This window comes from Bacillus sp. BSL6 (assembly GCF_052928345.1).
Genome location: NZ_JAVGCW010000004.1, coordinates 36,500 through 50,441, shown reverse-complemented (window position 1 = coordinate 50,441; position 13,942 = coordinate 36,500). Strand labels below are relative to the sequence as shown.

Below are 13,942 nucleotides of genomic sequence, written 5' to 3'. Positions count from 1 at the left end.
TGTAAAATAAGATTCTTTTAATTCTCTAATTAAAAAAATAAAAGTTTAGAAAGGAAGTTACAATGAACAAACTAGAAAAAGAAATACTTCAATTCATAAATGAACTATATCCGTTGAATTTTATTAACATTACACCAATAACAAATGAAATGTATAAATGTCTTACAGAACAAGGTACATACTTCATTAGAATTACAAACTATACAACGTATGAAGAACAATTAGAAGAAGTTACATATACGAATTTTTTATACCAAAACGGTTTAGCTGTTCCACCAATCATCCCTTCATTGCAAGGGAATTTTGTAGAAAAGTTAACATTAGATAAAGAGATTTTTGCCGTACTATATAAAGCTGCGCCTGGTATACATTTACCAAAGTATGAATGGGATTCTAAAATATTTAAAAAGCTTGGTAAACAAATTGGAAAATTACATCGTATTTCTAAAAGCTTTGAAAAGACTAAACCGGCTAAACATATAAACGATTGGTATAGAAATGAAGAATATAATTTTCTTAAGTATATCCCTTAAGAAGAAACTGCTATAAGAGAAATTGCATCTGACGTTTTAACTTCTATAAAAGAGCTACAAAAATCCACTTCAAATTACGGCTTAATTCACGGAGATTTATGGTTAGAAAACATTTTAGTTGAAAACAATTCAAACTTAACGATGATTGATTTTCAAGACTGTGAAAAACATTTTTACATATTTGATTTAGCAGTTCCTATTTATAGTGCGATAGAATATTCATTTGTTGGAAATGGGAATATCGTTGACTATGAGCATTCTATTACAAAAGCAATATTTGAAGGATATCAAGAAGAAAATGAACTTCCAAAAGAGATGATAGACAAGTTTCCATTGTTTATTAAATTAAAGGAGATTTTTGAATATAGCTTAATGCATATGTATTGGGATAAAGAAGAATTAACTGCGGAACAAGTACGGATAATGAACCTTTATAGGATGAAGATTGAAACTAAATATGCCTATATTAATGTTTAAAAACGCTGTTGTTTAACTACAAGGAAACTTTAGTTAAACAACAGTATTTATTAATTAGCTACTAGACAACCTTTTTTATAACTTATAAATACTGATTCAATAGTCTGCTCAAATCCACTTCATTTTGCGAAGACACTTTCTCAGAAAATCTAGCTGCACTAATAATAGGAGCCCATTGAAAGATCTCACCTCTTGTTAAATCGGTATTATTGCAATATATTTGCAAATACATTTCCGCTAATTTTATATGAGACTGCGCATATAATAAATATGTTCGAAACACATCTGCACGAATGTCACCTGAACTAGCATCTACCCAATCTATAATATTCACATTCTTTTTACTCAAAATTAGATTAAATGGATGGAAATCCCCATGACATAATCTAGGTTCAAATTTAATTGAATGTAACTTATTCAATATATTTTCCTTTTGCTTTTCATCTAATTTATGTACAGATTTTATTTGTCGCTCTAACCTTCCTCTCATTGATTCTATTTCATCTGTGTTCACACAAATAGAATGAATCTTCTTTTGTTCATTAACACAAATATTTATGTAATGCTCTACTTCATTTAAATTATTAAGCAGGAGATTACCAATACTTTCCCCTTTTACGTATTCCATAATAATTGCCTGTCTATTTTGTATCTTTGTCACTTCAAATACGTTTGGAACTGGTAGCCCACATGAATAAGCGTATTTTTGTTTTTTCGCTTCATTCATAGACTCTGTATCTGGGAGGTAATCTTTAAATAATTTTACAATCTTATTATCATATAGATAAATTTCTGCTGTATTCCCTTTTGCAACCAGATTATCTAGATTCATTTCGTTTACCTCCATAAAATAAATTTGAATAGTGCCTTTTCCCTTTCTTTACATTCACTGTAAACATAACAAAAACCTTCTTCACGAAGATACAAAAAATCTACCACTTTCCATCCTTAAATAGAAAGCGGTAAGTTTAATTTACTTGGAATATCAGCATGGAGATTTGGTGTATGCAAGATAGTAAATGAATATCCTTGCTGAATAAATGATACTTCATCATGTTTACATTCATATGGAACACTATTTTTCTTCAAGTTATTTTGTATGCGTTGTAAAAATGCTTGATCTGGTGTTCCGAAAGAAACATGTACTTTCGATGGTAAAGCTTTCATTGCGATTGGAATCCACGGTCGCTGCCACCAAGTTGCAACAATATATGCAGTGCCACCTATAACAAAGTTAAAAATATCCCCATCTTCCATCGTTTTCATATTTAGATTTAATTTCAACCATTCCGTAAATACAGGTACACTTTTAACGGGAAGACCGATTTCCCTTATATATAAAATGTTTAAAGGTGACTGCGGTACTAATACATCTTCTTTAACATAACTATGTGCGATAATTTCGAGTAGATTTCCATCACCATCTCTGAAATATAAGTTGAATCGGCCGCTCTCTTCATCAATTGTATGACCATCTTTCCATTTCACAATGAGTAATCCAGACTTTTCAAGCCATCTTGCAGTTTCATGAAATTTTGAATATGGAATCTCAAAAGCAAAGTGCGCAGATGCAATTGGTTCATATACTTCTTGAAAACTAATTGTAGTGTACGGTGTTACTTCAAATTGAATAAATGATGTCGTTTCTTTTTTTATGGGGAAACATAATATGTCTTTATAAACTTGTTTTACCCCTTCTATGGAAATCGTTTGTAGTTTTATATCTGTAATATGTGTAATCACATTACATTCCCCCTTGTTTCTTATTATCTATTCGTATTGTATTACAATTATAAATAGATAAAATCAAACGGAAGGATGGATTTTTCATATAAAAACTACAACTTTAGTATGAATATGTTAGCTTCAAAAGTCTTTTTGTTTGATACACACCATCAATAAAGATACATTTTTAAGTTTTTTTCTAATTTAGAAACTGCTGAAGTAATACAGGATCCTCTTTTAAAAGTTCTGATAAAAACATAAGTTATGGAAAAGGTTGTAAAATTAACTCTTTATCCATTTTTTCTTTCAATATAGAAACTCCACCTTGATTGATATAATCATTTAATGTTATTTTCCCCGTGCAAATTAATTCAATATCATTCAATGAAAGTAACAGTAGTCCTTTAGTTTCAGAAGATGGTTTAGGTTGCATCTTTGAATAGGCAACATACATGATCGATAAACTTTCATCTGGGCTATCAATAATTAATATTGGATTGACTTTATTTTCTATTTTTAATTTCTTTGATTGTGCATTCCAATACTCTTTATAATATGTAGTTGGTGAATTCAATATAGTAATATCGATAGAAGCTTCTTCTTCCACTTCTCTTTTAGCAGTTTCTACTGCTGTTTTATCCGCTTCTTTATGTCCTCCAAGTCTTACTACACCTAATGTATCCCCTTTACTCGTTGGTCCCACTTGAAAAACAAATGAATTCTTATACATTACGTATGCACCAGATGTTCGAACATTCTTATCTATATGTATCAATATTTTCCCTCCTAAATTAACTATCTCGCAAACTAGTTTACTATAATTTTGTTATGTTCTTAAATAACCTTCAATCAAAAAACTACCTTCATTTTATTTCCTCCTTAAAATTTAAAAATACATCTAAAAAGTAGGATTCACGAAAGAATCATAGAATTCTATACATAACAAATATTGGACGGATTATTTTCAAATTCCTCTATAATAAAGGTGGTATAAACAGTGTGAAATTTATACAAGAACGTAGCCTTACCGTAAAGACAACTTTTTCTAAAGAATACAAGATTTTTATTTTTGGTTTACTCATTTCACGAATTGGAGACTCATTGTATACTTTTGCGTTACCTTGGATTGCCTATCAATTAACCGGTTCAGCTGTAATTATGAGTTCTTTATTTGCTATTAACGTATTGCCAATCGTTTTATTTGGCCCTTTAGTTGGTGTAATAATTGATCGTTATGATCGAAAAAAGTTACTTTTGGTAGCGGATATTACTAATATTATTTTAGTTAGTCTTGTTCCAATACTACATTCATTACATCTATTAGAAATATGGCACTTGTACATAATTACTTTTATTTTAGCAGTTATGTCCATGCTTTTTGATGTAACAACTGTTACAGTCATTCCGCAAATTGCTGGAGAATCCTTAACGAAGGCCAATTCTTTCTATCAAATGGTCAATCAATTGGCTAGTTTATTTGGTCCAATGATAGCTGGGGTTTTCATTTCTTTTTTTGGCGGCTTTCAGTTGCTTTGGATTAATGTTCTTTCATTTATTGCAACATTAGTTGCTGTGATGTTATTACCGTCTATGAAAACCACAAATAAAAAATGTGAAGATAAAAATACACTTCAAAATGTACTATCTGATTTGGTTAATGGATTTACATGGCTCAAAAATGATCGCTTAAATATAGCTTTATCTTTTCAAGCTATGATAGGAAACTTTGGAGCAAGTGCGGTTTTAGGTGTATTCATGTATTATTTATTATCCACATTACAACTTACCCCAGAACAAAGTGGGGTGAATTATTCATTAATTGGAATAGGTGGTCTTTTAGGAAGCTTGATTGCAGTTCCTTTAGAAAAGAGGTTACAGCGCGGTATACTAATCCCTTTACTCTTATTTGTTGGGGCAATTGGCTTAACTTTTGCACTTTGGAGCACATATTGGCTCGCTCCCGGAATTGCTTTCGGTGTTGCAATGACTTGTAATATTGCATGGAATACAATTGTAGCCACAATTCGTCAGGAAACAGTTCCATCAAATATGCAAGGGAGAGTTTTAGGATTTTCACGTGTACTTACACGATTAGCTATGCCACTCGGAGCATTAGCGGGAGGCATTATTTCAGCTTATAATCCAGTGTTTGTATTTGTTTTAGCTGCTTTCACGAAGCTAGTTGAAGTTTTTATTGCACTATATAGTCCAATACGAAAACTATGATGAAAGGAAAGATAACTATGATTGGTTAATTGCAATTACGGATAAGTTTATAAAGAAAAAAGGCATTATGATATGCCTTTTTTCTTTACAATCATTTAACTGGATAACAAACTTCTGTAACCCACTTATTAGGATCCGACTCCATTGCTGGACTCACATGATAAATATTAAACATCGGGCCTGCTAATTCGTAACCTTCTGTCTCAATCCATTTTGCGGCTGCTTCATTTACCTTTGTCATTTGTTCATAACTTCCGCTTACTGTTACAGAAGCTACTTTGATTGGCTCTATTTTTTGAAAATAAACATCTTTTGTATTTTCATGCTTTCCTAAGATATTTAGCTGTATTTCTACATCTACATCATTTTCTTTGTATTCTTGATCATGGAAGACAGCGATACTATAACTCGGATGGGCCATATTAATATTTTTCATATGAATTTCTTGCATTAACATGGTCCATAAATCGCCTTCACAATTATATGATGGAATAACCTTTCTAACACTGGCTACATATCTTTCTGGAATTTCTTTTATTGAAACATGATAATTCATCTCAACAACATCCTCTCTCATCGTTTTCATTGAGTCTTCGAGGAGACGTAATTGTTTTTGGAGGTTATACATGTCTTCTTTAATTTGAACACTACGATTTAAAAATTGCTCTTTTATGCTATCTATATTATCGCATTCTATTATTTCTTTAATGGTAGCGATATTAAATCCCATATTTTTTAACGTTTGAATTTGATTTACTTTTTTTAATTGGTCTGCTGAATAAAATCGATATCCACTCAGCTCATCGACTTTTACTGGTTGTAATAATTCCACTTTGTCGTAGTGTCTCAACATCCGAATACTAATGGAAGATAGTTTTGAAAAGTCTCCTATTTTAAACATGATTTCCTCCTATAAATTACATCTACTTCGAAGTTCAACTTCATCTTAAACAATGACATTGTGTGAGAGTCAACTGTTTCTAACACTTAACTTATATTTCTTTCATTCTTTCCCCTTATACTTACTTCCTTCTTAAAGCTATAAAAATTGATATTAGTCCGTTAACAGCTAATAAAGTTACACTAATACTTGTAAATAAAGCTACGTCTGGCGCAAATATTTTAATCGTACGCCAAGGTGAACTCGTACTATAAGTAAGCAGTGGGATAAAAATAATAGATAATAGTAGAGATAGACTCCCTATGAATAACCAAATTACCTTTTTTACAGTTTTCATATGTTTATACTTTTTAATTAACATAATTGATATTATGAAAAGTATGAGTGTAACTACCAACAAAATAATTTGTGTTAATGGTATTTTTTTAGGGATATCAACCGGTTCTTCTCCATTCAAAATACTAATAATCCCCTTTTTCAATACTGATAGTGCTGTTTCTTCTAATACATGATTTTTATTTGTTAAAATTACTCCACTCCAGCCACTTTCTTTTAAAGTAAATAATTCTGCACGAGCATCGGGCGTTGATCCTGAATGCCAAATCATCGTTTCACTTTCATTTATATTTGTTGTTCTTAATCCAAAACCATAACTTTTTTCTGAATTTATTTTATAAAGTGGTGATAGATAAAGATGCATATTTTCTTGCTTTAATAATTGAGCATCCTCTGGACGATTCAAAAACATAATATATTGAATCATATCTTCTAAATTTGCAGTAATATAGCCATACGGTGCCCCGGCATTATCATAGGACACTACACTTTTTCTTGGTATGCCAAACCACGACTGATAACCTTTTAAATAGCCTTTTTCATATGCAATTTCTTTTCTTGCTGCCGCACCATTCATATTTAATAGCTGAAAAACATGTTTTTCCATATATGAGGAATATGTATCATTTGTAACTTCTTCAATAAGTGCACCTAAAACCATATAATTCGCATTACTATATTGATATTTCTCACCTGGTGGAGCAGTTACTTTTACATTTGAAAGCTTCATTACATTTTCTTTTAATGCTGTAGAACTTTTGGATTGCTTATCTGATAATGCTAAGCCCTCATATGTGTTGATTCCGCTTGTATGAGTTAGTAGATGTTGGATTGTTATAGTTGAGGATATTTGAGAATCTTTTAGTTTAAACCAGGGGAGGTATCGTTGAACTGGATCCTCTAATTTTATTTTTTTATCTTCTACTAATTTCACGATAGCTAAAGCTGTTAAAGATTTACTTATTGAGCCGATTGCAAATGGCGTTTTACTAGTTACCTTTTTTTCAGATTCTCCAGTAACCCCCATCGTTTTTGTGAAGAATACATCTTTATTATGTACAATTGCAACAGCAGCTCCTGGAATATTCTGTTCCTTTATAAATTTTTCAATATACTTATCTAATGTAACTTTAACATTTTGCTCAGCGTAAACTTTTGGATGTGTGATACATAGCATAAATACATTACAAAGAATACAAATTAGAAAGACTTTATAGATCGCATTCTTCATTATACTTTAGATGCTTTCTTTTTTTATAACTTACTAAGCTAATATATACTACTACAGAGAGTGTCAAACTAGTCATTATTAATAATGCGTTCCACCATTGATTCTCTGATATGCGATATAAAAGATTATACTGAAATGCATTTTTACTATTAGTTGGATTAAATGATTCAGTTAAAAATATTGAAAATATACTTTGCGAGCTGAGGTAAGTAATAACTGAGATGAATATGCCACGTAACATAAATTTGTTGAATTTGTCCTTTTCATTTTGAAGTTGTTTCATTTTAACTTGTAAATCAATTTCATTTATTTCTAAAAAATCTTGAACAAATAATTGAGGTGTACCTAAATCATCTATACTATCTTCACCGTGTTCACGACATTCTTGAATATGTTCTAATATTTGTCGCTTTATATTTTCCCTTTCTTCTAAACTTATATCATATTTCTTTAATTCTTTTAGTACGTCTGTTAAAAATTGCTGTTCTTTACCTATCAATCTATTCCTCATTTCAGAAGATCTCCTTTCAAACCGCTTTTTAATAATGTTTGAATATCCGATTGCAATTCTAACCACTCATTAATTTTTTTCTCAAGACGTATTTTACCGTTTTCATTAATTTCATAATAAATTCTAACTTTACCACTGTCTGTTACTTCTTGATAAGTATTAACCCACTCTTGATTTTTCAGCTTAGTTAAAATGGGGTAAATACTTCCTACTCCTTTCAATTTTAAATTGTATACTTCAAGTTCTTTCATAATCTCATAACCATAACTTTTCTTTTTCGACAAAATAGATAATACACACATTTCTAAATGACCTTTAATTAAGCTTGTTCTATCCATAGGATAAATTTAACAGAAATATATACTTCATTCAAGTATATATTTCTGTTAAATTTAAAAAATCTGACAATAAAACAAAAATATTAATAAGCAACAACTATAACTTATGAAATGTTTTCGACCTTATTCATCACTTTTATAATATAATAATTACATAATATATCAACTGTTTATCCCTTTTAGTTTTCCATCTCTCCTCCTTTCCATAATTCTTTCCTTAGTAAAAAACATTGTATGCAGCACATAAAAATAATAAAAGATTCAATTTCTTAATTTTAACATTAAGAAATTGAATCTTCTTTCATTACCTTGTATTAATCATACTGCGTTAATATATATTATAAAGAATATACATTTTATATAAGTTATGTTAATAATACATAAGCTAATAAAACTTTACTGATTACGCTCAAGACACTCATAAACCGCCATCATATCTCGTTTATCCAACTCACGAATACGATTAAAAATTGGTATTTTAGCAACAGCTTCTGTTAATAAGCTCTCATCCACAACATCACTAACTTTTCCAGTTAACCATGTTTGTACATCCACACCCTCAACAACTTCTTTTAGTCCTTCATCACTAATACCACTTGCATTACAAGTTACACATGGAATTGTTAGTTTAAACACACCATCATGCAAATTATCTTCAGTAATAACTTTCTTTCCTTTACAGAATGGACATGGATTGCTTTTTTTAATTTTATTAATTTGGGTAACTAACTTTTTGTATCCAAACGCTTCATATACATACGTAAGTTTTTTATATTTACCATTTGTGAAATACTTATCTATCATGTTTTCTCTCGTTTCATAAACATTTGGGAAATCACAAACAGTCACTAGATTATTAACACTAATGGATTCGATATTCCCTTTTATTTCATCCCAGAATGGTAAGACATTTTGTAACACCATTTCATAGTTTGAAAAGCTTGCCTGTTCTAACTCAAACATTTTCAATGCAACTTGTGCTTTTCTTGGCAATAAAGAAACATCTTCTGTCAATCTCATATCGCCACCAACAATAGATTTCAATTTATGAAGTTCAGGTAAATCACCGACTAATTTCAACACTTCATTAACTGGTTGATTGATAATCTCACGAATATCTGAGTTGCCAAATTTAAGTGGTTTATGATGGTTTAAAACCGTCCCTTCGCAAATTGGACATGTTACCATTTCTTTAGAAGCCTTAATTTCTTCTTTAACAGGTGCTTTTGAAATAACAATATATCCACCAATAATCGTATTAAATCCTACCCATGTTCTGCGCGTCTTTCCTTTTTTATCATAAAATGATTTTTCAAAATATCCATACCAAAACGTATGCTTTTCTTCTTCTGACATATCATTATAGCTCTTTGACAAATCGTGACCAAGTTCATTTTTAATTTCTTCGAATAGAAACTCTATTTTCTCATATTGATAAAATTTTAATACTTTCATGATTTCTGGATCGAATAAACCGTCCCAAAATGGAACGTTTTTATTTTGGATTGTAATATCTTTATCGAAAACTTCAATTTGAAGACGTCCAGAACAAGATGGACAATGATTGTCCTGTGAATAGAAATCAAAACTTCTCGTATCTTTATTAGTTGGATGAGCAGCTACAATATGATTAATTATTCCACCAACCTCATATAAAAAACTATATTGACTGTATAAATGTCTCTCAAGATCAATAGCAATAACCGGTGCAATTGTATTAGATTCATACTCACCATAAATTAAACGCGCCATTGATGATAAACTTTTTAAAATACCACCCTTATAAACATTTTCAGCATTTTTAAAATAGTTAATATGATTTCCTTCTAAATAGTGAACGCCTTCTTTAGGCTTAAGTGTTGAAGTAATATGGATTTGCTCAACATTATTCACAGTGGTTCTCTGACGATAATAATCATCATGACTTACTACTTCAAGATGATTGATAGCTTCAATCTGTCTTTTCCCAAAGTCTACAATATAATCAGAGCTTTCTAACATATAACTATTATGCTCAATCATAATGATAGAGACTGATTCATCTTGCAATATTCCTCTAACACTGTCTATAAATTGATTTAAAATATTTTGTGATAAACCTTTTGAAGGCTCATCAAAAATAAATAATGTATGTGGATTTCTTGTCTTTGCAAATAATTCCGAAACTAAATGAACACATTGAAACTCACCTGTTGATAATGTTTGTGTTTTTCGTTCTAATGTTAAATAGCCAAGCCCTAATTTAATTAGTAGGCTCAAGCGTTTATACGCAATATCTTCATTTGGAAGTTCATCAATAATATCTTCAATCGAACGCTCAAAAATATCATCAATTTCTTCACTATACTTTGTTAGTTTCTTTTTAATATCTAGAAAAGTTGCTACAGTTGATCGACTTGTAATGGATTGATTGCGATCTTGCCCTACCATAACTAGTCTATCTTTTGGATATCGTTTCAAGAAATCTGTAGCTAAACATTCATTGACAAGGGTAGATTTCCCGCAACCAGATTCTCCTGTAACTGTTACAAGCCTATTTTTAGGGATCTGAAACTCCGCCATTTGGATATTACGGCAATATAATTCTCGAAATGTATAATATTCTGTTGGAAATTCTTTATTTAAATCCCACAGTATTGGTTTTGGCCTTGGTGATTCTTTCACAATTTGTCCACCATATTTTCCGCTACCAGGTCCAAAGAACAATTGCTCATCTGTTGTATCCAGTACTGTATCTGAGTGATCAATGAGCCAAATTTGATTTTTACATCCTAATTGCTTAATCTCCGCTAATATTTGTAATAATGTTTCATGATCAAGTCCAACTGAAATCTCATCAATAATAATTACGGCATTTTCACTTACTGCCATAAATTCAGCCAAATACAGTCGTGTTAACTCTCCACCTGACAATGTACCCATTATTCGATTTAATGTTAAATAACCAATGTTCATATTAATTATATTTTGCAGTATATGTTGCTTCGCTTCACTAATATTTAGCTCTTCCGCTAACGAAAGAATAGACTCAACACTTAAATCATTAATATTTGAAATGGTATGTGGTTTAGCAAATAAATCTATAGTATGTTGTTCAATTTCTTCACTATAACGTTTTCCCTTACATTTTTTACACTCAATATTTTTAGTAGTACCTCGCCCTTTACAACCAGAACACCAACCTAACTGATTATTAAATGAAAAAACCTCAGGAGAAAGATGAAATACGTCAGCAAGTTTTTCGCGAATTTCAGTGAAAACACCAGTATGTGTACCTATCGTTGACCGTGGATTGGAAGAAATCGATGATTTTCCTAGAAAAAGTACTAAAGGCATATCCTCCATCTTAATCGTACTAAAATTCGTTTCCATAATATTAGGAAATAAATATTGATATTCAGCCTTTGGCAATAAGGAAATTAATCGTTTTTTTGATTCTTCACCAATCGTTTGACAAAAAGTTGTTTTCCCCGATCCTGATAAACCAGCAATTCCAAACGACTTATTAAATGGAATGACTGTATCTAATTTATTGATGTTATTAGCAATTAATTGATTTACCTTCATATTAACCTCTATTCTTATTTCTCATTAAAATCATATTTGCAATATAATAATTACACAATGAATATAACCTTTAAGTTGATTACGCTCTTAATTCAAGGACCTTATCTTTATATATTTCAAACCATTGTTGCCATTTATCTTTAGAAAATTCTTTTTCTTCTCCTTCTAAAACGGCAGAAAAAAGATCTAAACAAATATGCCAACCTGCTATATCTTTCGGTGTATGATCAGTTAATTCATGAATGTATTCTTTAAGAAGTAAAAGAGAACCATTTTCCTCTTTATGTATTTCAAATCGGACCCGATCTTTATCCCAAGTAAATTCAAGCACTGAGTTTTGTTGGCACTCTATAATATCAATATTTATAAATGAACCATCCATCATGTCGAACTTTATTACACCATTTGTTTTAAGGCTTTCAATCTGCAAATTAGACATCCATTTTTTTAACTTACTGTTTTCTGTTAAAACTGACCAAACTTCTTCCATTGAATATGAAAAATGACGATCAAATTGTACTACGTATTCATTATCTTGTTTATCTATTACAGCTAACATTATTAATTATCCCCCTCCAAATACGAATGTATGTTCCATTTTACACGATTTTATAAAAAAAAGAAATATCTATTCACCCACTTAGTTTAATTAGTTTTTGTTATATTCGTAATTGATTGACTTATTGTATGTGCAAGTTCTAATCTGGTTGACCATGCTTTTATTGGATCAGTAATATTATCTTGATTAAGACTATTGACGTATTTTAAACCATCTGCTGCAATATACCCGATTTTAAAATCGGTAAATTCTTTTATAATCATCGGCCATTCACCATCAGTTATTCTGCATTTAGAATATTTTATTATGTAATCAGCTGCTTGTTTTGAAATCCCACATGACCCTGCTGTAATATCTACTTGTTTCCCTAATTGTAATGACATAATTTTATTTGATACTGTTTCTGTAACTTGCCATTCTTCAGGATGTGTCTGAAAAGCTCGATCCGTTCTGCCGATGATTAAGTAATCTACATCTACTATATTCTGAATGAACGAATTAAGCTCAGCTGGATATTCTTTCATCCAAGTTAGCAAACGATCAAAATTACAATAGTGATAGTAATCATGATTATAGTTACTAACATACTTCAAACAATCCCTACGTGCGCGTTCCCTACCCCTGATTTTTCTACTATATTTATATGGAAGTTACATTCCTCTAGTTCTTTTACAATTTCTTTAGGTGTTACATTACTAATTGTTATATATTTTTTATGATAATTTAAATGTATTAATTTCTCTTTTAGCTCTTTTATTGTAGATAATAAGCTCCCTGTTGGATCATGAGTAATGCATGTTAATGCCACTTGTTTTATAGGTTGCATATTATATTCGTCCCCTTTGCAAAATAAAAAGCAGAAAGAATACTTTCTGCGATTTTTATAATAAAATAGTATAAACAAATAAACTCCACTACAATTCATAATTTTATATTATAAGCACGTAATTTACTTTAATGATTTACCGCTTAATCGCATCAACAATTAACGATGGAAAACCAAGTTTATCACCTTTATTTCTAGAATCATACCTTTTCGAACGGAAAATAACACCGTCGTTTGCATCCCATTCATTGTAATAAAACTGACCATTTTCATCACAATATTCAAGCAAAACTACCTCAAATCCAGCAGTTTCAAACATTTTCGTTAAAGTTTTATAATTATGAACAATTTTATGACTTGCTGCTGGGTGATCTTTTGGGCCAGGTCCACCTATTTGAACTATGTTTTGGTACGCCTCATCTCGGAAAAATGCATCAGGAACACCGCACCGAATATGCCCCTCTTGCTTTAAAAATTCATAGCAAATTTCAGCAGCTCTTACACCTTCTTCAAACGTAAGGTGTTCCCATACATGCTCAGCTAAGATAGCTGAAATAGAATTGTATTCAAATCTTTCTTCCCACGTAGCTTTATCTAGTAAATTAAGTTCATCTTCTTGCGTTTGTATCCATCCAGGATTATTATTAAACACCCCTGCTCCGACTACTACTTTAATTTCGTCTTGTTTTATTGTCATCACCTTCACTTCGTA

At 30.7% G+C, this 13,942-nt stretch carries 10 protein-coding genes and 3 pseudogenes; 2 read left to right on the top strand and 11 right to left on the bottom strand.

Annotation, left to right across the window (positions count from 1 at the left end):
- Positions 1-62: 62 nt before the first annotated feature.
- Positions 63-1,010: pseudogene (locus RCJ96_RS14320) on the top strand (phosphotransferase enzyme family protein).
- Between the two features lie 82 nt (positions 1,011-1,092).
- Here RCJ96_RS14320 and RCJ96_RS14315 read toward each other — a convergent pair.
- The 3 genes and pseudogenes from RCJ96_RS14315 to RCJ96_RS14305 form a co-directional block, all read right to left on the bottom strand.
- Positions 1,093-1,842 (bottom strand): aminoglycoside phosphotransferase family protein, encoded by a 750-nt coding sequence (locus RCJ96_RS14315; protein ID WP_416504500.1) that lies wholly within the window; start codon positions 1,840-1,842, stop codon positions 1,093-1,095.
- 116 nt (positions 1,843-1,958) lie between these two features.
- A complete protein-coding gene (locus RCJ96_RS14310) occupies positions 1,959-2,753 on the bottom strand; it encodes a VOC family protein (protein ID WP_000628019.1) in 795 nt (264 codons plus the stop codon).
- Between the two features lie 181 nt (positions 2,754-2,934).
- A pseudogene (locus RCJ96_RS14305) lies at positions 2,935-3,510 on the bottom strand (NUDIX hydrolase).
- Positions 3,511-3,734: 224 nt separating this feature from the next.
- Between RCJ96_RS14305 and RCJ96_RS14300 the strand changes: the two are divergent.
- A complete protein-coding gene (locus RCJ96_RS14300; protein WP_074608808.1) occupies positions 3,735-4,961 on the top strand; it encodes an MFS transporter in 1,227 nt (408 codons plus the stop codon).
- A 91-nt stretch (positions 4,962-5,052) separates the two neighbouring features.
- Here the strand turns inward: RCJ96_RS14300 and RCJ96_RS14295 are convergent, their stop codons facing one another.
- The 8 genes and pseudogenes from RCJ96_RS14295 to RCJ96_RS14260 all read right to left on the bottom strand — a co-directional run bounded on the left by RCJ96_RS14295 (position 5,053) and on the right by RCJ96_RS14260 (position 13,927).
- Positions 5,053-5,862: a MerR family transcriptional regulator gene (locus RCJ96_RS14295; RefSeq protein WP_416503839.1), complete on the bottom strand. Its 810-nt coding sequence runs from the start codon at positions 5,860-5,862 to the stop codon at positions 5,053-5,055.
- Positions 5,863-5,983: 121 nt separating this feature from the next.
- Positions 5,984-7,429 carry a serine hydrolase gene (locus RCJ96_RS14290; RefSeq protein WP_416503838.1) on the bottom strand — a complete coding sequence of 482 codons (1,446 nt, stop codon included), beginning with the start codon at positions 7,427-7,429 and terminating at the stop codon, positions 5,984-5,986.
- Positions 7,410-7,940 (bottom strand): hypothetical protein, encoded by a 531-nt coding sequence (locus RCJ96_RS14285; RefSeq protein ID WP_074608813.1) that lies wholly within the window; start codon positions 7,938-7,940, stop codon positions 7,410-7,412. The genes RCJ96_RS14290 and RCJ96_RS14285 overlap by 20 nt, the downstream gene beginning before the upstream one ends.
- Positions 7,937-8,242: a PadR family transcriptional regulator gene (locus RCJ96_RS14280; protein WP_001992369.1), complete on the bottom strand. Its 306-nt coding sequence runs from the start codon at positions 8,240-8,242 to the stop codon at positions 7,937-7,939. Before RCJ96_RS14280 ends, RCJ96_RS14285 begins: the two co-directional genes overlap by 4 nt.
- Before the next feature lie 432 nt (positions 8,243-8,674).
- The gene (locus RCJ96_RS14275) at positions 8,675-11,845 is read right to left on the bottom strand and encodes an ATP-binding cassette domain-containing protein (protein ID WP_270795002.1); all 3,171 of its coding nucleotides are present in this window, start codon (positions 11,843-11,845) and stop codon (positions 8,675-8,677) included.
- A 79-nt stretch (positions 11,846-11,924) separates the two neighbouring features.
- On the bottom strand, positions 11,925-12,404 hold the full coding sequence (locus RCJ96_RS14270) for an SRPBCC family protein (RefSeq protein WP_270795003.1): 480 nt from the start codon (positions 12,402-12,404) through the stop codon (positions 11,925-11,927).
- An 86-nt stretch (positions 12,405-12,490) separates the two neighbouring features.
- Positions 12,491-13,230: pseudogene (locus tag RCJ96_RS14265) on the bottom strand (hypothetical protein).
- 136 nt (positions 13,231-13,366) lie between these two features.
- The gene (locus RCJ96_RS14260) at positions 13,367-13,927 is read right to left on the bottom strand and encodes a class I SAM-dependent methyltransferase (RefSeq protein ID WP_416503837.1); all 561 of its coding nucleotides are present in this window, start codon (positions 13,925-13,927) and stop codon (positions 13,367-13,369) included.
- Positions 13,928-13,942: the final 15 nt, after the last annotated feature.